Source organism: Rhodococcus sp. D-46 (genome assembly GCF_011290655.1).
GTDB lineage: Bacteria > Actinomycetota > Actinomycetes > Mycobacteriales > Mycobacteriaceae > Rhodococcus_F > Rhodococcus_F qingshengii.
In genome coordinates this window covers 1-18661 of record NZ_JAANTF010000001.1, presented here as the reverse complement: position 1 = coordinate 18661, position 18661 = coordinate 1, and the positions used below count along the sequence as shown (strand labels likewise).

23 protein-coding genes are annotated in these 18661 nt (G+C 60.4%); 10 read left to right on the top strand and 13 right to left on the bottom strand.

The annotated features are described in order from the left end of the window. Nucleotides 1-231: 231 nt before the first annotated feature. From rpsQ to rpsJ, 11 genes are read right to left on the bottom strand one after another with little or no spacing between them, the layout of a single operon-like run. Entirely contained in the window at nt 232-513 is a 282-nt protein-coding gene (gene rpsQ, locus G9U53_RS00115) for a 30S ribosomal protein S17 (RefSeq protein WP_003941020.1), read from the bottom strand. Then, nucleotides 510-746 carry a 50S ribosomal protein L29 gene (rpmC, locus tag G9U53_RS00110; protein WP_003940734.1) on the bottom strand — a complete coding sequence of 79 codons (237 nt, stop codon included), beginning with the start codon at nt 744-746 and terminating at the stop codon, nt 510-512. Before rpmC ends, rpsQ begins: the two co-directional genes overlap by 4 nt. Then, complete coding sequence (gene rplP, locus G9U53_RS00105) at nt 746-1162, bottom strand: 50S ribosomal protein L16 (protein ID WP_003940899.1); 417 nt, start codon at nt 1160-1162, stop codon at nt 746-748. The genes rpmC and rplP overlap by 1 nt, the downstream gene beginning before the upstream one ends. 3 nt (nt 1163-1165) lie before the next feature. Next, entirely contained in the window at nt 1166-1972 is an 807-nt protein-coding gene (rpsC, locus tag G9U53_RS00100; protein WP_003941003.1) for a 30S ribosomal protein S3, read from the bottom strand. Continuing rightward, on the bottom strand, nt 1972-2376 hold the full coding sequence (gene rplV, locus G9U53_RS00095) for a 50S ribosomal protein L22 (protein WP_003940717.1): 405 nt from the start codon (nt 2374-2376) through the stop codon (nt 1972-1974). Before rplV ends, rpsC begins: the two co-directional genes overlap by 1 nt. Continuing rightward, on the bottom strand, nt 2373-2654 hold the full coding sequence (gene rpsS / locus G9U53_RS00090) for a 30S ribosomal protein S19 (protein WP_003940820.1): 282 nt from the start codon (nt 2652-2654) through the stop codon (nt 2373-2375). Before rpsS ends, rplV begins: the two co-directional genes overlap by 4 nt. Before the next feature lie 13 nt (nt 2655-2667). After that, the gene (gene rplB / locus G9U53_RS00085; RefSeq protein WP_003940895.1) at nt 2668-3504 is read right to left on the bottom strand and encodes a 50S ribosomal protein L2; all 837 of its coding nucleotides are present in this window, start codon (nt 3502-3504) and stop codon (nt 2668-2670) included. Between the two features lie 39 nt (nt 3505-3543). Continuing rightward, a complete protein-coding gene (gene rplW, locus G9U53_RS00080) occupies nt 3544-3849 on the bottom strand; it encodes a 50S ribosomal protein L23 (protein WP_003940990.1) in 306 nt (101 codons plus the stop codon). Continuing rightward, nucleotides 3846-4520, bottom strand: a complete 675-nt coding sequence (gene rplD / locus G9U53_RS00075) for a 50S ribosomal protein L4 (RefSeq protein WP_003940723.1) — start codon at nt 4518-4520, stop codon at nt 3846-3848. Before rplD ends, rplW begins: the two co-directional genes overlap by 4 nt. Further along, nucleotides 4517-5173: a 50S ribosomal protein L3 gene (rplC, locus tag G9U53_RS00070; RefSeq protein WP_003940826.1), complete on the bottom strand. Its 657-nt coding sequence runs from the start codon at nt 5171-5173 to the stop codon at nt 4517-4519. The genes rplD and rplC overlap by 4 nt, the downstream gene beginning before the upstream one ends. 17 nt (nt 5174-5190) lie before the next feature. Further along, nucleotides 5191-5496 (bottom strand): 30S ribosomal protein S10, encoded by a 306-nt coding sequence (rpsJ, locus tag G9U53_RS00065; protein WP_003938093.1) that lies wholly within the window; start codon nt 5494-5496, stop codon nt 5191-5193. 552 nt (nt 5497-6048) lie between these two features. Between rpsJ and G9U53_RS00060 the strand changes: the two genes are divergently transcribed. The 5 genes from G9U53_RS00060 (at nt 6049) to G9U53_RS00040 (ending at nt 11108) form a co-directional block, all read left to right on the top strand. Continuing rightward, nucleotides 6049-6525 carry a hotdog fold domain-containing protein gene (locus tag G9U53_RS00060; RefSeq protein ID WP_058226394.1) on the top strand — a complete coding sequence of 159 codons (477 nt, stop codon included), beginning with the start codon at nt 6049-6051 and terminating at the stop codon, nt 6523-6525. A gap of 85 nt (nt 6526-6610) precedes the next feature. After that, nucleotides 6611-7135: a chorismate mutase family protein gene (locus tag G9U53_RS00055; protein WP_042922406.1), complete on the top strand. Its 525-nt coding sequence runs from the start codon at nt 6611-6613 to the stop codon at nt 7133-7135. Then, nucleotides 7132-9216, top strand: a complete 2085-nt coding sequence (gene pabB / locus G9U53_RS00050) for an aminodeoxychorismate synthase component I (protein WP_007728560.1) — start codon at nt 7132-7134, stop codon at nt 9214-9216. Before G9U53_RS00055 ends, pabB begins: the two co-directional genes overlap by 4 nt. Before the next feature lie 8 nt (nt 9217-9224). Next, the gene (locus tag G9U53_RS00045) at nt 9225-10124 is read left to right on the top strand and encodes a prephenate dehydrogenase dimerization domain-containing protein (RefSeq protein ID WP_165638182.1); all 900 of its coding nucleotides are present in this window, start codon (nt 9225-9227) and stop codon (nt 10122-10124) included. A 6-nt stretch (nt 10125-10130) separates the two neighbouring features. Continuing rightward, entirely contained in the window at nt 10131-11108 is a 978-nt protein-coding gene (locus G9U53_RS00040; protein ID WP_165638181.1) for a diiron oxygenase, read from the top strand. Between the two features lie 121 nt (nt 11109-11229). On the opposite strand, the gene G9U53_RS00035 is transcribed toward G9U53_RS00040, so the two are convergent. Beyond that, a complete protein-coding gene (locus G9U53_RS00035; protein ID WP_058039007.1) occupies nt 11230-12087 on the bottom strand; it encodes a glycosyltransferase family 2 protein in 858 nt (285 codons plus the stop codon). A gap of 404 nt (nt 12088-12491) precedes the next feature. Here G9U53_RS00035 and G9U53_RS00030 point away from each other — a divergent pair, with 404 nt between their 5' ends. From G9U53_RS00030 to G9U53_RS00010, 5 genes are all read left to right on the top strand, one after another. Next, complete coding sequence (locus tag G9U53_RS00030) at nt 12492-13463, top strand: daunorubicin resistance protein DrrA family ABC transporter ATP-binding protein (protein WP_020969036.1); 972 nt, start codon at nt 12492-12494, stop codon at nt 13461-13463. Next, entirely contained in the window at nt 13460-14323 is an 864-nt protein-coding gene (locus tag G9U53_RS00025) for an ABC transporter permease (RefSeq protein ID WP_054781949.1), read from the top strand. Before G9U53_RS00030 ends, G9U53_RS00025 begins: the two co-directional genes overlap by 4 nt. Continuing rightward, nucleotides 14320-15180 (top strand): ABC transporter permease, encoded by an 861-nt coding sequence (locus tag G9U53_RS00020; protein WP_058039006.1) that lies wholly within the window; start codon nt 14320-14322, stop codon nt 15178-15180. Before G9U53_RS00025 ends, G9U53_RS00020 begins: the two co-directional genes overlap by 4 nt. A 118-nt stretch (nt 15181-15298) precedes the next feature. Continuing rightward, nucleotides 15299-16336, top strand: a complete 1038-nt coding sequence (locus tag G9U53_RS00015) for an alpha/beta hydrolase family protein (protein ID WP_058039005.1) — start codon at nt 15299-15301, stop codon at nt 16334-16336. A 68-nt stretch (nt 16337-16404) separates the two neighbouring features. Beyond that, nucleotides 16405-17325: an alpha/beta fold hydrolase gene (locus G9U53_RS00010; protein WP_058039004.1), complete on the top strand. Its 921-nt coding sequence runs from the start codon at nt 16405-16407 to the stop codon at nt 17323-17325. A gap of 173 nt (nt 17326-17498) precedes the next feature. Here the strand turns inward: G9U53_RS00010 and G9U53_RS00005 are convergent. Then, the coding region (locus G9U53_RS00005; RefSeq protein WP_242692382.1) for a thioesterase domain-containing protein at nt 17499-18661 on the bottom strand (1163 nt) is incomplete at its 5' end.

Genomic DNA, 18661 nt, shown 5'->3' with positions numbered 1-18661 from the left:
ACGATCACTGCAAGCACCGTTCGAGCTGCGCACGTGAAGACACACCTCTGCCACAGGCAACCGTTCTATTGTAGGGAAGGGTTCACCGAATACCAAATCAGCCGTACTCGACGCAACTCGAACCCTTCGCCCGGAAAGCCCCGAAAGCCCCCGGAAAGCCAAATGGCCCACTCCCCCAAGGGGAAGCGGGCCATTCGGTGATACTCGATCAGCTCGAGGATTCGATCAGGCTTACTTGGCCTTTTCGAGGACCTCGACCAGACGCCAGTGCTTCGTCGCGGACAGCGGACGGGTTTCCATCAGCTGAACGCGGTCGCCGACGCCGGCAACGCCGTTCTCGTCGTGCGCCTTCACCTTGGTCGTACGGCGGATGATCTTGCCGTAGAGCTTGTGCTTGACGCGGTCTTCGAGCTCGACCACGATCGTCTTTTCCATCTTGTCGGACACGACGTATCCGACACGGACCTTACGGCTCGCGCGCTCTTCTGTGCTCACTGCTTTTTCCTCACTCATGCCGCGTCACCTGCATCCGGACCCACAGCGAGTCCGAGCTCACGCTCACGCAGGACGGTGTAGATGCGCGCGATCTCGTGACGAACGGTGCGCAGTCGTCGGTTGTTGTCCATCTGGCCGGTAGCCATCTGGAAACGAAGGTTGAAAAGCTCTTCCTTCGACTCACGGAGCCGGGTGACCAGCTCGTCTTCACTGAGCTCGCGGAGCTCTGCTGCTGGGGTTCCAGTAGCCATCAGAACTGCTCCTCTCTGGTCACGATCCGGCACTTGCACGGGAGCTTGTGCATCGCGCGGCGCAGGGCCTCGCGAGCAATCTCCTCGTTGGGGTATGTCATCTCGAACAGAACGCGTCCGGGCTTGACGTTGGCAATCCACCACTCGGGCGAACCCTTACCGGAACCCATTCGGGTTTCGGCCGGCTTCTTCGTGAGGGGGCGATCCGGGAAGATGTTGATCCAGATCTTGCCGCCACGCTTGATGTGCCGAGTCATGGCGATACGAGCGGACTCGATCTGCCGGTTGGTGATGTAGGCAGGCTCGAGAGCCTGGATGCCGTAGTCACCGAAGGTCACCTGGGTACCGCCCTTGGCGGCACCCGAACGGCTCGGGTGGTGCTGCTTGCGGTGCTTGACCCGCCGTGGGATCAACATGCGTCAGCCCTCCTGATTCTGTTCAGTTGCGGGAGCATCGGCGGTTGCGGTCGCTGCGCGGCCGGCCTCGGTGCTGGTCGCAGTGGTACCGGTGGCACCGGAACGACGCGGACGGCTCGGACGCTCACGACGCGGGCGATCCCCGGCCGGTGCGGCCGTGTTGGCGGCGAGCTCACGCTTGCCACCGACGATGTCGCCCTTGTAGATCCAGACCTTGACGCCGATGCGACCGAAGGTGGTCTTGGCCTCGTAGAGGCCGTAGTCGATGTCCGCACGAAGCGTGTGCAGCGGCACACGGCCTTCGCGGTAGAACTCCGACCGGGACATCTCGGCGCCGCCGAGACGACCGGAGCACTGAACGCGGATTCCCTTGACGTTGGGCTGACGCATGGCCGACTGGATGGCCTTGCGCATTGCACGACGGAAGGCAACGCGGTTCGAGAGCTGCTCGGCCACACCCTGTGCGACGAGCTGTGCTTCAGCTTCTGCGTTCTTGACCTCGAGGATGTTCAGCTGAACCTGCTTGCCGGTCAGCTTCTCGAGCTCGGAGCGGATGCGATCGGCTTCGGCGCCGCGGCGGCCGATGACGATGCCCGGACGTGCAGTGTGGATGTCCACGCGAACACGGTCACGGGTGCGCTCGATTTCGACCTTCGCGATTCCTGCGCGCTCCATGCCGGTGGCGAGGAGCTTACGGATCGCGACGTCTTCCTTGACGTACTCCGCGTACTGCTTGTCTGCGTACCAGCGAGACTTCCAGTCGGTGGTGATGCCGAGACGGAAGCCGTGCGGGTTGATTTTCTGGCCCACTACTGAGCACTTCCCTTCCGGCGATTACGGGTCGATGTTCCGGTCTTCGGCAGGCTCTCCACGATCACGGTGATGTGACTGGTGCGCTTGCGAATACGGAACGCACGTCCCTGTGCACGCGGCTGGAACCGCTTGAGGGTCGCGCCCTCGTCCACGAACGCCGTAGCAACGACAAGCGTGCTGGGGTCGAGGTCGAGGTTGTTCTCGGCGTTGGCTGCTGCGGAGGCGATCACCTTGGCGACCGGCTCGCTCGCTGCCTGCGGCGCGAACTTCAGGATGTTCAGGGCGTCTTCAACCGAGCGCCCGCGGACCAGGTCCACAACTCGACGTGCCTTCATCGGCGTAACGCGAACGTGCTTCGCTACAGCCTTGGCAGTCGGGTTGGCGGTTTCGGTGTTGCTCATCGCCTCTTCGCCTTCCGATCATCCTTGATGTGACCCTTGAACGTGCGGGTCGGTGCAAACTCTCCGAGCTTGTGTCCGACCATGGAGTCGGAAACGAACACGGGGACGTGCTTGCGGCCGTCGTGAACTGCAAACGTGTGGCCGATGAAGTCCGGGATGATTGTCGAACGACGGGACCAGGTCTTGATGACCTGCTTGGTTCCCTTTTCGTTCTGTACATCCACCTTCGCGAGGAGGTGGTCATCGACGAACGGGCCCTTCTTAAGGCTGCGTGGCATCCTTCACTCCCTCCTAGCGCTTGTTCTTGCCGGTGCGGCGGCGACGGACGATCATCTTGTCGCTTGCCTTGTTCTTGCGGGTACGGCCTTCAGGCTTACCCCACGGGCTGACCGGGTGGCGTCCACCTGAGGTCTTGCCCTCGCCGCCACCGTGCGGGTGGTCGACCGGGTTCATCACGACACCACGAACGGTCGGGCGCTTGCCCTTCCAACGCATACGGCCGGCCTTGCCCCAGTTGATGTTCGACTGCTCGGCGTTGCCGACCTCGCCGACGGATGCGCGGCAGCGCACGTCGACGCGACGGATTTCACCGGAAGGCATACGCAGCGTGGCGTAGCTGCCTTCCTTACCGAGGAGCTGGATGCTGGCGCCTGCGGAACGAGCCATCTTGGCTCCGCCGCCGGGACGCAGTTCCACACCGTGGATGGTGGTACCAGTCGGGATGTTGCGCAGCGGCAGGTTGTTGCCCGGCTTGATGTCGGCGCCTGCACCGGACTCGACCGGTGAACCCTGCACCAGGCCCTTGGGGGCGATGATGTAGCGCTTCTCACCGTCTGCGTAATGCAGGAGTGCGATGTTTGCTGTGCGGTTGGGGTCGTACTCGATGTGAGCGACCTTTGCCGGGATGCCGTCCTTGTCGTTGCGACGGAAATCGATCAGTCGGTATGCACGCTTGTGTCCGCCACCCTTGTGACGGGTGGTGATACGACCGTGTGCGTTACGTCCACCGCGACCGTGCAGCGGGCGAACCAGCGACTTCTCGGGGGTCGACCGAGTGATCTCGGCGAAGTCCGAGACGCTCGAGCCACGACGGCCCGGTGTTGTCGGCTTGTACTTACGGATTGCCATGAGTCTTCTCGTCCTCTATGTCTCGTCAAGTCCCGGCGCTTACGCGACCGGTCCTCCGAAGATCTCGATGGGCTTGCTGTCAGCGGACAGGGTCACGAGCGCGCGCTTGGTGTCCTTGCGCTTGCCGTAACCGAATCGGGTCCGCTTACGCTTGCCCTGACGGTTGGCGGTGTTGACGCTGGTCACCTTGACGCCGAAGACCTTCTCGACGGCAATCTTGATCTGCGTCTTGTTCGAGTCCGGGTGCACCAGGAAGGTGTAGGTGCCTTCCTCGATCAGTCCGTAGGACTTCTCGGAGATGACCGGAGCGAGCAGGATGTCGCGGGGGTCAGCGATGGTGCTCACTTGGCGTCCTCCTTGTTCTGAGCGCTCTCTGCGGGCCCGTGGATGAACGCGTTGAGTGCCTCGACGCTGAACACGACATCGTCTGCATTGAGCACGTCGTAGGTGTTGAGCTGGTCGGGTGCAATGGGATGCACGCCTTCCAGGTTCTGCACGCTCTTCCAAGCGGCTACATCCTGGCGACCCACGACGAGCAGCAGCTTCTTGCGATCCGAAATCTCGCCGAGGAACGCGATTGCGCCCTTGGTCGAAGGCGTCTGCCCTGCAACCAGTTCGGTGATGACGTGGATGCGCTCGTTGCGTGCGCGGTCAGAGAGGGCTCCGCGAAGAGCGGCTGCCTTCATCTTCTTGGGGGTGCGCTGGCTGTAGTCACGCGGCTGCGGGCCGTGAACGGTTCCGCCGCCGACGAACTGCGGTGCGCGAGTCGAGCCCTGGCGTGCGCGGCCGGTGCCCTTCTGGCGGTACGGCTTCTTGCCACCGCCGCGGACGTCGCCGCGGGTCTTGGTGGAGTGGGTTCCCTGACGAGCAGCTGCGAGCTGCGCGACGACAACCTGATGGAGAAGCGCGATGTTGGCCGGAGCGTCGAAGATCTCAGCGGGGAGATCGACGGTGCCGTTGGTCTTGCCGCCGGCGACCTTGACGTCCAGGGTCAACTTGGTCTCGGTGCTGGTCATGCCCGTGCACCACCCTTCACTGCACTCTTGACGATCACGAGGCCGCCCTTGCGGCCGGGGATCGCACCCTTGATCAGCAGCAGGCCGTTCTCTGCATCCACCTTGTGGACCGAGAGGTTCTGCGTCGTGATGCGGTCGCTACCCATGCGTCCGGACATGCGCATGCCCTTGAACACGCGGCCGGGAGTTGCACAGCCACCGATGGAGCCCGGGCGGCGGTGAACAGCCTGGGTACCGTGCGACGCGCCCTGTCCCTTGAAGCCGTGACGCTTCATGGTTCCGGCGAAGCCCTTGCCCTTGCTGGTTCCGGTGACGTCGACGTATGCGCCGTCCTCGAAGACCTCGGCGGTGAGCTCCTGGCCGACCTCGTAGTCGGAGGTGTCCGCAACGCGGAGCTCCACTACGTGGCGACGCGGGGTCACACCAGCCTTGGTGAACTGGCCGGAAGTCGGCTTGTTCACCTTGCGCGGGTCGATGGCGCCGAACGCGAGCTGAACGGCGCTGTAGCCGTCACGCTCTTCGGTACGGATCTGGGTTACGACGTTCGGCCCAGCCTTCACGACGGTGACCGGGACAACCCGGTTGTTCTCGTCGAAGACCTGGGTCATGCCGAGCTTGGTGCCCAGGATTCCCTTGATCTTGGTATCAGTCATTGTTTTTGTCTCCGCCGTCACTGAATGTTCACGTCGACACTGGCCGGAAGGTCGATGCGCATGAGCGCGTCAACCGTCTTCGGCGTCGGGTCGAGAATGTCGATCAGCCGCTTGTGAGTACGCATCTCGAAGTGCTCGCGCGAGTCCTTGTACTTGTGCGGCGAGCGGATGACGCAATATACGTTCTTCTCGGTCGGCAACGGCACAGGTCCAACGACGCGGGCACCCGTACGGGTTACCGTCTCGACGATCTTGCGCGCTGACGCGTCGATCGCCTCGTGGTCGTAGGCCTTGAGCCTGATGCGGATCTTTTGTCCCGCCACGCTTAGTGTCCTTTTCTTGCCGCGTTTCGTAGCCCGCCTGGTCAGGCTCGAGCTACCTCGTCTGCACAGTCCTTGCCTGGACGATGACACGACGAACACTGAAGCGATCGGGACCAAGTCCAAGTTCTCGGGAGTACCGAGATTCGGATCGAGATCAGGATCTGCTGCCGCTGTTCGTTTGTCATTGTTCTCCGGTACACGCGGTCGGGCGTGTCGCCTTCTCACTCATCCTGCGCCGGACAATCTTTCGATTATCTGGCGCGTGATGCGTACCGGACGTGTTCGATGTCGAACACAAAGTAGGTACTGCTTCCGTCCTGCTTTACTTCTCGTCTTGCATGGTCACAGTCGTTGACCCGATTACCCTGACGGGATCTGCGATCGATCGTCTGTGACGTCTTACCCTTACCCGATCACGGCCGCAATCGACCGCGTCCCGGACAAGGCAACCCGACCAGTATGCCGTACCTGGCCCAAATCCTCAACTCCCCCGAACTGCCTTTTCCGAGTGAGCTGCGCGACAACAACCTTACTCAGAAGTAAGATACGCCTATGACTATCTCCAGCCCTACCTATCGCGGATGGCAGAAATTGCCGGACAACGCCCTCGGACATGCAGTTTTCTCGGCGGCGATGTCCATTCGCGTGCCCTATTTCGCCTCTGTTCTCCCCCGGGTGACCAAGTTGGAACCAGGGCTCTGCGAGGTCCGCTCCCCCAAATGGTGGGGCGTCCACAACCATCTCGGCACTTTTCACGCGATCGCTGCCTGCAACCTCGCGGAGGTCGCGATGGGCATGCTGAGCGAAGCGACGGTTCCGAACTCCCACCGCTGGATCCCCAAGTCGATGAAGGTCGACTACCTCGCCAAGGCCGAGACCGGCCTGCGGGCGGTCGCCCGACTCGAGACTTTGCCGGACTTCGCGGCGATCGAGAGTGGCACGGAACTTCTCGTTCCCATCTCGATCTTCGACCGGGGCGGCAAGGAAGTAGTCCACGCCGAAATCACCACCTGGGTCTCCCCCAAGTAGGCACTCACGAACCCGCCTGCATCGCAACCTGATTCGCCCGCCAAACAGGTTTCGCAGAATTAGGCACCACCGCAGGTTTCGGCGAATGACGATCGTGGAACACCTCCCCGAACGGCGATGGTCGGTCGGGGTGCCGGTGTCCGGAGGTGGGTTGCGTTCCGGGCACCACATTGTCGACCTCGCGTCACGCCGAGCACCGGGAGGCCTCGTGGAAGAGTTCTTGACCACAACGAGTTCCGAAGCAGGCACGCAGACCTCGTCGTATCCGGACGAGGCCGAGGGATTGGACAGCTTCCGGCGCGACCTCGACGCCATCGACGCTCTACTTCTCGAGACGGTGCGGCAGCGGCTGGAACTCTGCCTGCGCATCGGCGAGTGGAAGCGCTCCCGCGAGGTTCCGATGATGCAACCCGGCCGCGTGCGCGTCGTGCAGGAGCGGGCGCGTGAATTCGCTCGTAGACACGACCTCTCTCCTGACTTCTTCAACGCCCTGTACGAGCTGATGATTGCCGAGACCTGTCGACTCGAAGACCTGGTGATCAACGCACCTGTTGAGGAGGAGGACACTGTTCGGGAATCCGTCGGACCGAGATCAGGATCATCGACATGAGTTCCCGCACCCTTCTGGTGGACAATTACGACTCGTTCACCTACAACCTGTTCACCCTGTTGACCGAGGTCAACGGGGTTGTGCCGACCGTGGTCCGCAACGACGCGGATTGGGATTCCCTCGATCTCGCGTCGTACGACAACGTGGTCATCTCCCCAGGTCCCGGCCGGCCGGATCGCGACCGTGATTTCGGAATCAGCCGCCGTTTCATCGAAGAAGCGCCTCTCCCACTTCTCGGTGTCTGTCTCGGCCACCAGGGCCTGTGCGAGTTGTTCGGCGCGGACGTGGTGGTTGCGCCCGTACCGATGCACGGCCGAATTTCGCTGATCGATCACGACGGCTCGGGCATTTTTGCCGGACTTCCGTCGCCGTTCCGAGCTGTTCGCTACCACTCGTTGACCGTCGAGAATCTGCCGAACGCCTTCGTTCGTACCGCGTGGACGTCCGACGGTCTGCTCATGGGTGTCCGGCACCGGACCAAGCCGATGTGGGGAGTTCAGTTCCATCCGGAGTCCATCAGCACCGAGTTCGGCATAGATTTGCTCGCGAACTTCCGCGATCTGTCCGTCGGACGCACTCTGGATTCGGTGATCCGACCCGAACCTGTTCCGCAAACACCTGACCTGCGGCCGGCGATCAACTACGACGTCGACGACGTGACTCTCGATTTTGCAGTGGACCCGTCGGCGGCCTATGCAGCACTGTTCGCCGACGGCCCGAACGCGTTCTGGCTGGACCGCGCGGCAACCGCAGAGCCGAGTGCGCGCTTTTCGATTCTCGGCGATTCGTCGGGGCCGCTGGCCGAGTTCATCACGTACGACGTGCAAGCCGAGGTACTGACTGTCAGCCGAAAAGGCTTGTCCGACGAGCACATTCGAGTTCCTTTCTTCGATTACTTGGACGCACAACTCTCGACACGCTTCGTGCCCTCGCATCCGGAACTCGACTTCAACCTCGGCTACGTGGGCTACCTCGGCTACGAACTGAAAGCACAGACCGGAGGAAGGGCAGTCCATCCGGCACCCACTCCTGATGCCGCTCTGGTGTTTGCCGATCGCGCCGTCGTCATCGATCACACCGCGGGCCGCACTCACGTTTTGAGGTTGCGCGAGAAAGTCCGGGACGCCGGCTATGACGATTGGCTCGAATCGACCGTCGACACCCTGGCGCGGATCGGCGCGGACCTTCCGGAACGCACCCCCGTTCCGCTGATCAGCGACACCGTCTGGACGCAGGCTCGCCTTCGGCATGATCGCGATCAGTACCTGTCGTTGATCGGAACGGCCCTCTCGGAGATCCGGGCGGGTGAGTCCTACGAGGTGTGTCTGACCAACATGGCGAGCGTCGACGAGACGATCGATGCACAGCAGGCGTTCGAGTATCTGCGCTCGATCAATCCGACGCCGTACAGCGCACTTCTCGACTTCACCGGCATCTCGGTGGTCTCGGCCTCGCCTGAGCGGTTCCTTCGTGTCGACTCGGCCGGCAACGTCGAGTCCAAGCCGATCAAAGGTACCCGCCCGCGCGGCGTCACCCGAGCGCGTGATGCTGCACTACGGCAGGACCTGCTCGACAGCGAGAAGGACCGCGCCGAGAACCTGATGATCGTGGACCTCACCCGCAACGACCTCACCAAGGTCTGCGTTCCGGGAAGTGTCCACGTTCCGAGGCTGTTCGCGATCGAGTCGTACTCGTCCGTTCACCAAATGGTGTCGACGGTGCGCGGACACCTGAGTCCGGGGTCGTCGGCGGTGGACTGTGTGCGTGCCGCGTTCCCCGGTGGATCGATGACCGGCGCCCCGAAGGTACGGACGATGGAGATCATCGACCGCCTCGAATCAGGCCCACGTGGGGTCTACTCGGGATCGATCGGGTACTTCGCGCTCGGTGGCGCCGCGGACCTCTCGATCGTGATCCGGTCGCTGGTCTGCACCGAGAGCGGCGTGACCTTCGGAATCGGCGGTGCCATCACAGCGTTGTCCGATCCGGAAGAAGAATTCGACGAGACCACGGTCAAGGCGTCCACGCTGCTCCGTGCGCTCGACGCGGTGTCCTCGCGGGTCCTCGAGTACGGCGGGTAGATCCAGCCATGACGGCGTCATCAGGCACAGCGACGGTTGTCGGCGGGCTGGGTGCCGTCGGATCCATGTTCGTCGAACTGCTTCGCGCCGGGGGGTCGACCGTCACCGTCGTCGACCCAGCAGGCATCGATCCCGACGGAGATGTAGTCGTCGGAGACATCACGAAACCCAGTGAGCAAGTCCTCGCGCACGTGGAGTCCTCACGCATCATCGTGCTCGCGGTTCCCGAACAGGTCGCTCTAGCCGCACTACCGAGCCTTCGGACATCCGGCGCTCTCGTTGTGGACACGCTGTCGGTCAAATCGCGGATGGACGCAGCAATCGCCGACGCCGGCCGAGAAGGGGAATTCCTCGGACTCAACCCCATGTTCCGTCCGTCGCTCGGGCCACGCGGTCGGGCCGTCATCGCAGTGCCGTACGTCGGCGGTCCGCAGTCCGACAGATTCCTCGACATCGTGCGCTCGTGGGGAGCGTCGGTCGCGGTGATGGACGCCGATCGTCACGACCGGTTGGCTGCGGCCACCCAGGTTCTGACACACGCGTCGGTGCTGGCTTTCGGCGTTGCCCTGGCCGAACTCGGAGTTTCCGCGGACGAACTCCTCGCGGTCGCCCCTCCCCCGCATCGGGCCTTGCTCGCGCTCCTGGCGCGTGTAGCCGGCGGCGAACCGGAGGTGTACTGGGACGTACAAGCGGGCAATCCGTACGCAGGTGCGACACGAAAAGCACTGTTCGATGCCACCGCACAGGTGGACAGGGCGGCCGAGACCCTCGGCGACTTCACGACGCTGATGAAAACCGCCGACGCAGCGCTCGACAATCGCTCAGGCGAATTGAACGCGGAGTGCCAGAGCTTGTTCGATCGCATTGCCGAAGGGCACAGAGAGATCGCCGAAGGGCACAGAGAGTAGGGCACGATGAGACCTGGAGTGAGTCCGCCCAGCCTCCCGGAGTACGACGCCTCCGATCCGGTCGAGAGTGCAATCGTCCGCCGCCTTGCGAGCAATTGGGCGCGCCGGGCAACCGTGAAGAAGGCGGAGCCGGAACTGGACGATCTCTTCGATTCGTCGTTGTCCGACTACCCCGAAGCACTTCTCCCGTTCGCGGAGCATCCGATCTACCTGGCATTGAGCCCCGAGCAGAAGCAACGCCTGCAAGCCTGGGCATGGATCGCGTTCAACAAGAACGTCATGGACATCGAGAAGTACGTCGTCAATCCCGGCTTCGACGTTCTCGCCGAAGACCGACTTAACGTCGGTCTCGGAGATTGGGCTGCAGTGGCGGTCAATCAGGCGATGGTCGACGAGCAATATCACACGCTCATGCACTTCAACGCCAGTTCAGCGACCCGTCGAGGCAGGGGCTGGGGGCTGCCGGCCAAGGCATTGCCCGACGTCCTGACGGTCCGCACCCGGGCGCAAGCCCTCGACGCAGCCGAGGGGCCTCGCAAGATTGCCCTGACACAGTTGGCGTTCATGACCGTCGCCGAGGTGTCGATCACCGCATACCTCGACCTGATCTCGGACGATCCGGGCGTTCAGTCGATCAACCGCGCGACAATCCGGTTGCACGCTCGCGACGAGTACTGCCATGCCTCGATTGCCGGGGAACTGGCGGTGCTGGTCTGGGATTCCCTGGATCGTGGAGATCGCAGCTATCTATTGGAAGGCTTCGAGGGCGCCATGCGCGCTTTCAGCGGAACCGACTTCGGCGCGTGGCGAGCAATCATGGAAATTGAAGCCATACCTGGAGGACGGAAGATGCTCGACGATGTCGCATTGGAACCGCACAACGAACTGTTCGTGCAGGACTACAGTGGAATAACGTCCCTGCTCCAAAAGCTACAAGTAACATCAGAAGTAACAATCGCTGCAGATAAATATTCTGCCAGTTAATCCCGTGCAATAAAAGAAATAGTTCGCAACGAACGAGAACCAGCAATAGTCCGCAATTATCGGGCACTCCCGATTTTTCAGCTAGACACGAGCGTTCTCGAATAAATACCGGACGGATTTATCAAGAAAAGACGGGAAGATCCCGCGCCCGCTGCCTCCGACCCAAGACCCGAGACGAGAGTTGTCCGGAATCCTTGTCATAAATTCGATAAAGAGGCCACAAGATTGCATGCAGAATACTGTCTGCTGCAATCAAGAATGTTAACTTCCAATTCGATACACCATGATGCTCGAGGGTTTTCTTCGATGCTCGATTATATCGTGCATACACTCGCGGCGAACTAACTCCACGTCTACCCGAAACCTTTGCGGCCATGCTCGAGATCTGCCCCACTGCGCAACGAACATGCGCCATGCAGAGGGATAGATCGATATCCTCATGAATGTCGGTTCGATCGCTGACCGCACCCCTAACGGCCAACCAAGCCGACCGACGCATCGCCATGTTACTGCCTGGAACTGCAACAACGGGCCGAACCGCCCCCTGAGCCCCGCGACCGAGTCGCCAATTCGTCCATCGGCGCTGAAGGCCGGCGATCGGAGATTCATAAAGGTAAGTCAGGCCAGTTACGCCCGAGAAATCGTCGCGACGCTCGAAGAATTCGTGAACCGCAACGGCCCAGTCTTCCCCCACGATCGTATCCGCGTCGATACGTCCGATAATTTCTCCACTCGCCGCGTCAAACCCTTTGTTTCTCGCATGCACCACCCCGGGGCGGGATTCTTTGAGAAGCCGAACCTTGGGACAACTACTTTGATACTTCTTGATCAACTCGGAAGTGTTGTCCGAGGAATTATTGTCAACGATGATGATTTCGTCGACATATTCACCTTGAGCAATGAGCGCTTCGATGCACGTTTCGATGTATTCAGATTCATTAAAAGCCGGAACAACCACCGACAACGTCGCGTTCGCCATTTCCCAACGGTATCGCGAATCTCTCCACAAGACATCGAGCAGCGGGCCCAGGGGACCAACCGGAAGGAATCGGGGGACTTTCGTCACCGGTCAAATCAAAGACCTCCGGTCCGCGCAACCGAATACCCACCTGCGCAGATGCGCTGAAAATCTATTTGGTCATTCGTTCAATTAGAAGAGATCTTTACGTTACAAAGAATATTTGTGATTCTTGCCACAAGGTGAAATCGAAGGTGAGAGTTGCTGGCAGGAGCCACATACTCCCTCTCACGCGTCCGATTGCCCGAGTGTCGGTTTGACCCTCCGGTAACATCTGAGCGGAGATCACGGATAGAAGACAGAAGGCATCTGTGCGCCCGTCGGGAGCGCGTGCCCGTTCCGACAATGCAGACAGCGGAGTGTTGATGCCCTTTTCCACGGACGCAGCGGTACTAGTGGAGGACGTACACAAGTCCTTCAAGAACGTGCACGCGCTGCGAGGGATCAACTTCACCGCCCCACGTGGGACAGTGCTCGGCATCTTAGGTCCCAACGGCGCAGGCAAGACGACGACGGTGAAGGTCCTCTCCACGCTCATTCGTCCCACCAGTGGACGCGCGATGGTGGCTGGCTACGACGTAGTGCGCAATGCTCCCGAGGTTCGACGCTCCATCATGATGACCGGGCAGTTCGCCGCCCTGGACGATTCACTCACCGGCCGGGAGAACATCGAACTGTTCGGCAGGTTGATGGGTCTCGACCGAATGTCGGCGAAGGTGCGCGCTGCCGACCTGCTCTCTCAATTCGACCTCGTCGAAGCAGGATCTCGAGTAGTGAGGAACTACTCCGGCGGTATGCGCCGACGAATCGATATCGCGTGTGGCCTGGTTGTTCGCCCCGAGGTCGTTTTCCTCGACGAGCCGACCACCGGCTTGGATCCGCGCAGTCGGCAGAGCGTCTGGTCGCTGGTCCAGTCACTGAAGGAGCAGGGAATCACCGTGCTCCTGACAACTCAGTACCTCGAAGAGGCAGATTTACTGAGCGACAACATCATCGTCATCGACAAAGGCGCAGTCATTGCTGAGGGGACTGCTGACCAACTGAAGGCGCGAACCGGCGCAAGCTTCTGCGAGATTGTGCCCGCAGATCTCAAACAGCTGCCTCATGCGGTCCATGCCCTGGGCAATCTGGTCCCCCGCGACTTCAGATTCGATCTGGCACAAGAAAGCGGTCGCATCGCTATCCCCGCACCTGTCGGCGCAGGAACCCTCTCCGAAGCGCTGCGTCGTCTGGACCACGCACGGATTCCGCTTGCAGACATCGCGCTTCGTCGCCCGTCACTCGATGACGTCTTTCTTTCACTCACAGGTGAACAGCACGTAAGCGAGACGCCGTGACGACAACTACAAAATTCGGGGTCGATCAAGTGACTGTCCGCGGGGAAAGTCGCAGCAAGATTGCAGTCCCCGAGGCTTTAAGCGTTGGAAAGCACCGCCGACCGCATCCATCAGCGATCAATCAGTGGTGGGTGCTGACTGCACGCACCGTCAAATCGATGGTCAAGCGCTATGAGCTGCTCGTTGCAGTCATCGCACCGCTGATCTTCACGATCGGGTTCTACCTTCCCTTGAAGTTCGTCATGCAACTTCAAGGGATCAACTACGCGCAGTTCTTGATGCCGATCATTGTCCTGCAGGCGATGGCATTCACATCGATCTCGGCTGCTCAAATGTCTTCGACCGAATCGATCACCGGCTTCAGCAACCGGATGAAAACCATGCCGGTCGTCGGCCCGATCCCGCTGCTGTCCCGTCAATCCAGTGGGTTCGTCAGATCAACAGTCTCGCTTGCTGCCGCATTGGCGTTCGGCCACTTGATCGGTTTTCGATTCTCAGCCGGAGTCGGGCAGGCCGTCTTGTTCTGCGCTGTCGCCCTGGCGTTCAGCACCTGCCTGTCCTTCGCTGGTGACGCCATCGGCTCATTGTCGAAGAGCCCGCAGGCCACCAGTCAAGCGCTGACATTGCCACAGTTGATTCTGGGGATGTTGTCCTGCGGTTTTGCGCCCGAGACCGGCTTTCCCGAGTGGATTCGGCCGTTTGTACGCAATCAACCGGTATCGCAGTTTTCATTCGCCATGCGTGATCTTGCACAAGGCGGAGTCACCTGGAGCGTCCTGTTTCCCGTCGTTGCGTGGACTATCGGGTTGATCGTCGTGTTCGCGCCACTCGCGTTCTGGGCAAGTATGAGGCGGTCATGAACGAACCGACAGATCGATTCATGGCTGTAGTCCGCCCGGTCGAGGGGTTCAACTTCCCTTACCCGGATAAAGCGCTCCCCGAGAACTCGTTCAAGGCGCTGGTCGTGCACAGTGGGATTCAGGCCAAACGCCTGCTGCTCACCTGGCTGCGAGATCCGTCGACGGCCATTCAAGCCCTCATATACCCAGCATTCATGTTGCTCATGTTCCGGGTCGTATTGGGCAATTCGATTACAGCAGCAACCGGCCAGTCGAGTATTTTCGGGACAGTTCCACTGATCATCCTCGTAGGCGCTATGTTCGGGTCGATTGCGAGCGCCGTCGGCCTCAAAGGTGAACGCGCGTCCGGACTGCTGAGTCGATTCTGGACGCTCCCCGCGCATCGCGCCTCGAGTCTCGTCGGACGCATGATCGCAGAAGCAGTCCGAGTTCTTCTCACGTCAATCGTGATTCTCGGCGTCGGCTATCTGCTGGGGTTCCGATTCAATCAAGGTCCGCTGGCGGCCTTCGCGATCTTGGCGTTGCCCGTCATTTTCGGCGTCGGTTTTGCCATGATGGTGACGGCCCTGGCCACTGTCTCCGACAACTTGCCGCTCGTCGAAATCGTATCCATCTCGTGCACACTATTGATGTTCTTCAATTCCGGATTCGTCCCTGTGATGGCCTACCCGAAGTGGCTTCAACCAGTGGTGGCAGAGCAACCGATGTCCGTCGCTATCGACACGATGAGAGGGCTGTCGTTGGGCGGTCCTGTGGCGGAACCCCTCGTCAAGACGCTGATCTGGTCCATCGGCATGATTCTGGTCTTCGTCTACCCAGCAATTCGGGGATACCGACGCGCCGCGGCGATGTCGTAACGAATACAGACCGCAAACCGACTTCACAGTTCGAGAAACAAGTGGCACCAGGGATGAGCATCGATGTACCCGTGCCACGCAACGAGAGGTATCTAACTTGACGCGTACAAGGCAGTCCATGTGGAGGCGCGCTACCGGTGTCGCCGCGGTGACGATGGTGTGCGCTCTGGTTCCGGCCGGTATCGCAACTGCGTCGCCTGTCACTCACCAGGGCGGCGGAGATTCGGTGGAGCCCGTCACGAGTGGTTCTTACGTCGTCTCAGTCGAGCAAGTGAACGATCGCCAAAAGATCGTGAATGTATACGCGGCGTCGATGGACCGCGTTGTTCCAATTCAGGTCATCACTCCTGCCGATGACTCCGCGCCCCGTCCCATCCTGTACTTGCTCAACGGAGCCGGTGGTGGACAAGATTCCGCTACTTGGGAGTACCAGACCGATGTCGTCGACTTCTTCCAGGACAAGAACGTCAACGTCGCGACGCCAGTTGGTGGACGCCTGTCGTACTACACCGACTGGCAGAAGGAAGACCCGAAACTTGGTAAGAACATGTGGAGCACTTTTCTGGGTAAGGAGCTCCCCCCGTTGCTGAACAAGCAACTTGGCAGCAATGGCGAACAGTCGATTGCAGCAATCTCGATGTCGGGTACTTCTGTGCTCAACCTGGCGATCGAGTACCCAGGTTTTTACAACTCCGTTGCCGCATTCAGCGGGTGTGCTCAGACCAGCGATCCGCTCGGCCAGCAGTTCGTCAAGACCACCACGGAGTGGATCGGCGGCGTTGACGACGTGCAGAACATGTGGGGTCCGTTCGACGGCCCCGGTTGGCGGGAACACGACCCCCTTGTGAACGCTGAGAAGCTGCGTGGCACACAGATTTACATGAGCACCGGCAGCGGGCTCCCCGGTTTCCCCAATGACACCCCTGCTAATCCGCGCATCCAGGACGGCCGCGCTGCGATGTTCGACCAGATCGTTGTCGGCAGTCCGATCGAGCTTGCAACCAACCTGTGTACCTCCAACATGGCGAAGCGGCTCTTCGAACTGAATATTCCGGCAGTAGTGGATTTCCGACCAACAGGTACCCATTCATGGGGATACTGGCAAGACGATCTACACAAGTCCTGGCCATTCATCGCACAGTCTCTGGGCGTCTGATTCAAGTGCCTCGTGCTGGCTTCAACTCCAGCACGAGGCACCGATTAGCTTCATAGGAGGAATCAGCGGTGCGGTTCATTCGGATCATGCTGGTCGTACTGGGAACGTGTTTCCTGCTGTCTGGCACCTCAGTTAGTGCCCTGGCGGATGATCGAGAACCCAGCCCTGGTTTCGCGACTATGGGTCCATCGCCGGCGGGCTCCAACAACTGGAATTGCGTTCCGAGCGCCGATCATCCTCGTCCGGTAGTTCTCATCCATGGAACAACCGCGAACATGGTTGATACCTGGGCTGAACTTTCCCCGCAACTTGCTGATCTCGGCTACTGCGTATTTGCTCTCAATTATGGAGGGGCACGGGAAATCTTCAATCCCAACGCTCTCCAATGGGGTATCAGGGACATTGCGACTTCAGCGAAAGAGCTTGCAACCTTCGTTGATTCAGTTCGCCGTCATACGGGTGCAGGCCAGGTGGATCTCGTAGGCCACTCCCAAGGGGGAGTCGTCGCTCGCCAGTACCTGAAGTTCGACGGTGGTTCGACTCCGGAAGATCCGTCGAAAAACGCCGTCCATTCTCTGGTCACCCTCGGCGCTACCAACCACGGAACGACCTTCGGCGGCTTGCAAGCAAACGCCAAACAACTCTCAGATATGGGGCTTCCTGGAGACCTCTTGGTTCAGGCGATTTGGGGACCAGCCGGTGTTCAACAACTTCAAGGGACACCGCTGTTGACTGAGCTCAATGCGGGCTCGGAAACCCAACCGGGAGTTACATATACCGTAATCGCGACCGCTCACGACCAGATTTCAACCCCTCCGGAAGCTTCGTTCCTTACCGCAGGCCCCAATTCCGTTGTAAACAACGTCTGGGTCCAGGATGGATGCCCAGGCAACACTGCCTCGCATGCGGGGCTGGTTCGTGACGCGCATTCGTTGGACCTCGTAAAATCCGCGCTCGATCCGGAATTCACGCCGATCCCCTGCGCATAGCTACCCCAGACGTCGAGATGGTCAGCCGCAGCGGTCGAAATCGCACGCTCGACAAACTCCGATCGACAAGCGTGCGCTGTCACGGGTGAACATGACCTCCTACAAGGCCAATCACGAAGAGCGAAGCATACGAGCCTGGCCGTCACCCGACCAGGCTCGTATACGCCGGTTGATCAATCAGCGGCGCCACCGCGCAACACACGCTCAATGATCAGCCCGATAGCGCGAACGCCTTCAGGAGACATCATCTCCAGGTGGTGAACGTCGACCAATTCATCCGTCAGTTCTCCTTGCGCGTACGGACCCCAAACCTTATCGGCTTGCTTTGCGTCCGAACGATCCAACGAACTCACGAAGGTGATCGGCCCCCCGAACGACTGCGGCCGATGGGCGTTGATCAGCTTCGCCGAAATCGCAATGCTTGTGAGCAACCGCTTGATCGCAGACGCATCGAGTCCGATTCTCTCTCCGTCGACAGCCGTCAAGATCTCTGCAGACCTTTCGACCGACAATTCATCGAGCTTTTCGTTCTCGCCGAAGACAATCCCCATTGCAGCCAACTCAGCGCGCACCTGGACAGCGTGCTCTGATTCGTCGCGTGTTTCCGGCGAACCGTCCAGCAAGATCAACGCCTCAACGATCTCGCCTCGCTCCTCCATCTTCGCCGCAACCGCTTGAGCAATGATCGCGCCGAGCGACCAACCGAGAATTCGGTACGGGCCTGACTGCTGAACCCGGGTGATCTCTTCCACGTAGCGATCCGCGTAATCGTCAAGGGATCGTCCTTGGAATGCCTCATCAGTCAGAACAGGGCTCTGCAATCCATAAAGCGGAATCGAACGGTCCACAACAGCCGCCAACGGCGCAAAAGGCCACGCCAGTCCAACGAGTGGATGAACACAGAACAACGGCACATCGCTCCCTGTCGTTCTCAGCGGCAGAAGCGTTCGTAGTGCATCATCGGTTTTCGCATCGAAGCCCACCCGAATTCCGAGTGCAATTCGTTCTGCAAGTTCGCTGACCGTCGAAGTAGCGAAGATGAGTCGCAGTGGGACCTCCACGGAAACTGCTGCGCTCAGCCGAGCAGCAACCCTCGCTGCGACCAATGAGTTGCCACCCAACTCGAAGAAGCTGTCGTCCGCTCCGATGTGCTCGACACCGAGAATCTCCGAAAAGACGCTTGCGACAAGTAGTTCAGCTTCGGTAGTGGGAGCCCGGAACACCGCAACCTCGAACACCGGCTCCGGCAACAACTTCCGATCCAACTTCCCCGAAGCATTCAACGGCAACGCATCCAACACCACAAACTGCGACGGCACCATATACGACGCCAACC

Coding starts and splice junctions, on each gene's coding strand:
- rpsQ (WP_003941020.1), bottom strand. CDS start 513: ATGAGTGAGGAAAAAGCAGTGAGCACAGAAGAGCGCGCGAGCCGTAAG.
- rpmC (WP_003940734.1), bottom strand. CDS start 746: ATGGCTACTGGAACCCCAGCAGCAGAGCTCCGCGAGCTCAGTGAAGAC.
- rplP (WP_003940899.1), bottom strand. CDS start 1,162: ATGTTGATCCCACGGCGGGTCAAGCACCGCAAGCAGCACCACCCGAGC.
- rplV (WP_003940717.1), bottom strand. CDS start 2,376: ATGAGCAACACCGAAACCGCCAACCCGACTGCCAAGGCTGTAGCGAAG.
- rpsS (WP_003940820.1), bottom strand. CDS start 2,654: ATGCCACGCAGCCTTAAGAAGGGCCCGTTCGTCGATGACCACCTCCTC.
- rplB (WP_003940895.1), bottom strand. CDS start 3,504: ATGGCAATCCGTAAGTACAAGCCGACAACACCGGGCCGTCGTGGCTCG.
- rplD (WP_003940723.1), bottom strand. CDS start 4,520: ATGACCAGCACCGAGACCAAGTTGACCCTGGACGTCAAGGTCGCCGGC.
- rplC (WP_003940826.1), bottom strand. CDS start 5,173: ATGACTGATACCAAGATCAAGGGAATCCTGGGCACCAAGCTCGGCATG.
- G9U53_RS00060 (WP_058226394.1), top strand. CDS start 6,049: ATGACTATCTCCAGCCCTACCTATCGCGGATGGCAGAAATTGCCGGAC.
- G9U53_RS00055 (WP_042922406.1), top strand. CDS start 6,611: ATGACGATCGTGGAACACCTCCCCGAACGGCGATGGTCGGTCGGGGTG.
- pabB (WP_007728560.1), top strand. CDS start 7,132: ATGAGTTCCCGCACCCTTCTGGTGGACAATTACGACTCGTTCACCTAC.
- G9U53_RS00045 (WP_165638182.1), top strand. CDS start 9,225: ATGACGGCGTCATCAGGCACAGCGACGGTTGTCGGCGGGCTGGGTGCC.
- G9U53_RS00040 (WP_165638181.1), top strand. CDS start 10,131: ATGAGACCTGGAGTGAGTCCGCCCAGCCTCCCGGAGTACGACGCCTCC.
- G9U53_RS00035 (WP_058039007.1), bottom strand. CDS start 12,087: ATGGCGAACGCGACGTTGTCGGTGGTTGTTCCGGCTTTTAATGAATCT.
- G9U53_RS00030 (WP_020969036.1), top strand. CDS start 12,492: ATGCCCTTTTCCACGGACGCAGCGGTACTAGTGGAGGACGTACACAAG.
- G9U53_RS00020 (WP_058039006.1), top strand. CDS start 14,320: ATGAACGAACCGACAGATCGATTCATGGCTGTAGTCCGCCCGGTCGAG.
- G9U53_RS00015 (WP_058039005.1), top strand. CDS start 15,299: ATGTGGAGGCGCGCTACCGGTGTCGCCGCGGTGACGATGGTGTGCGCT.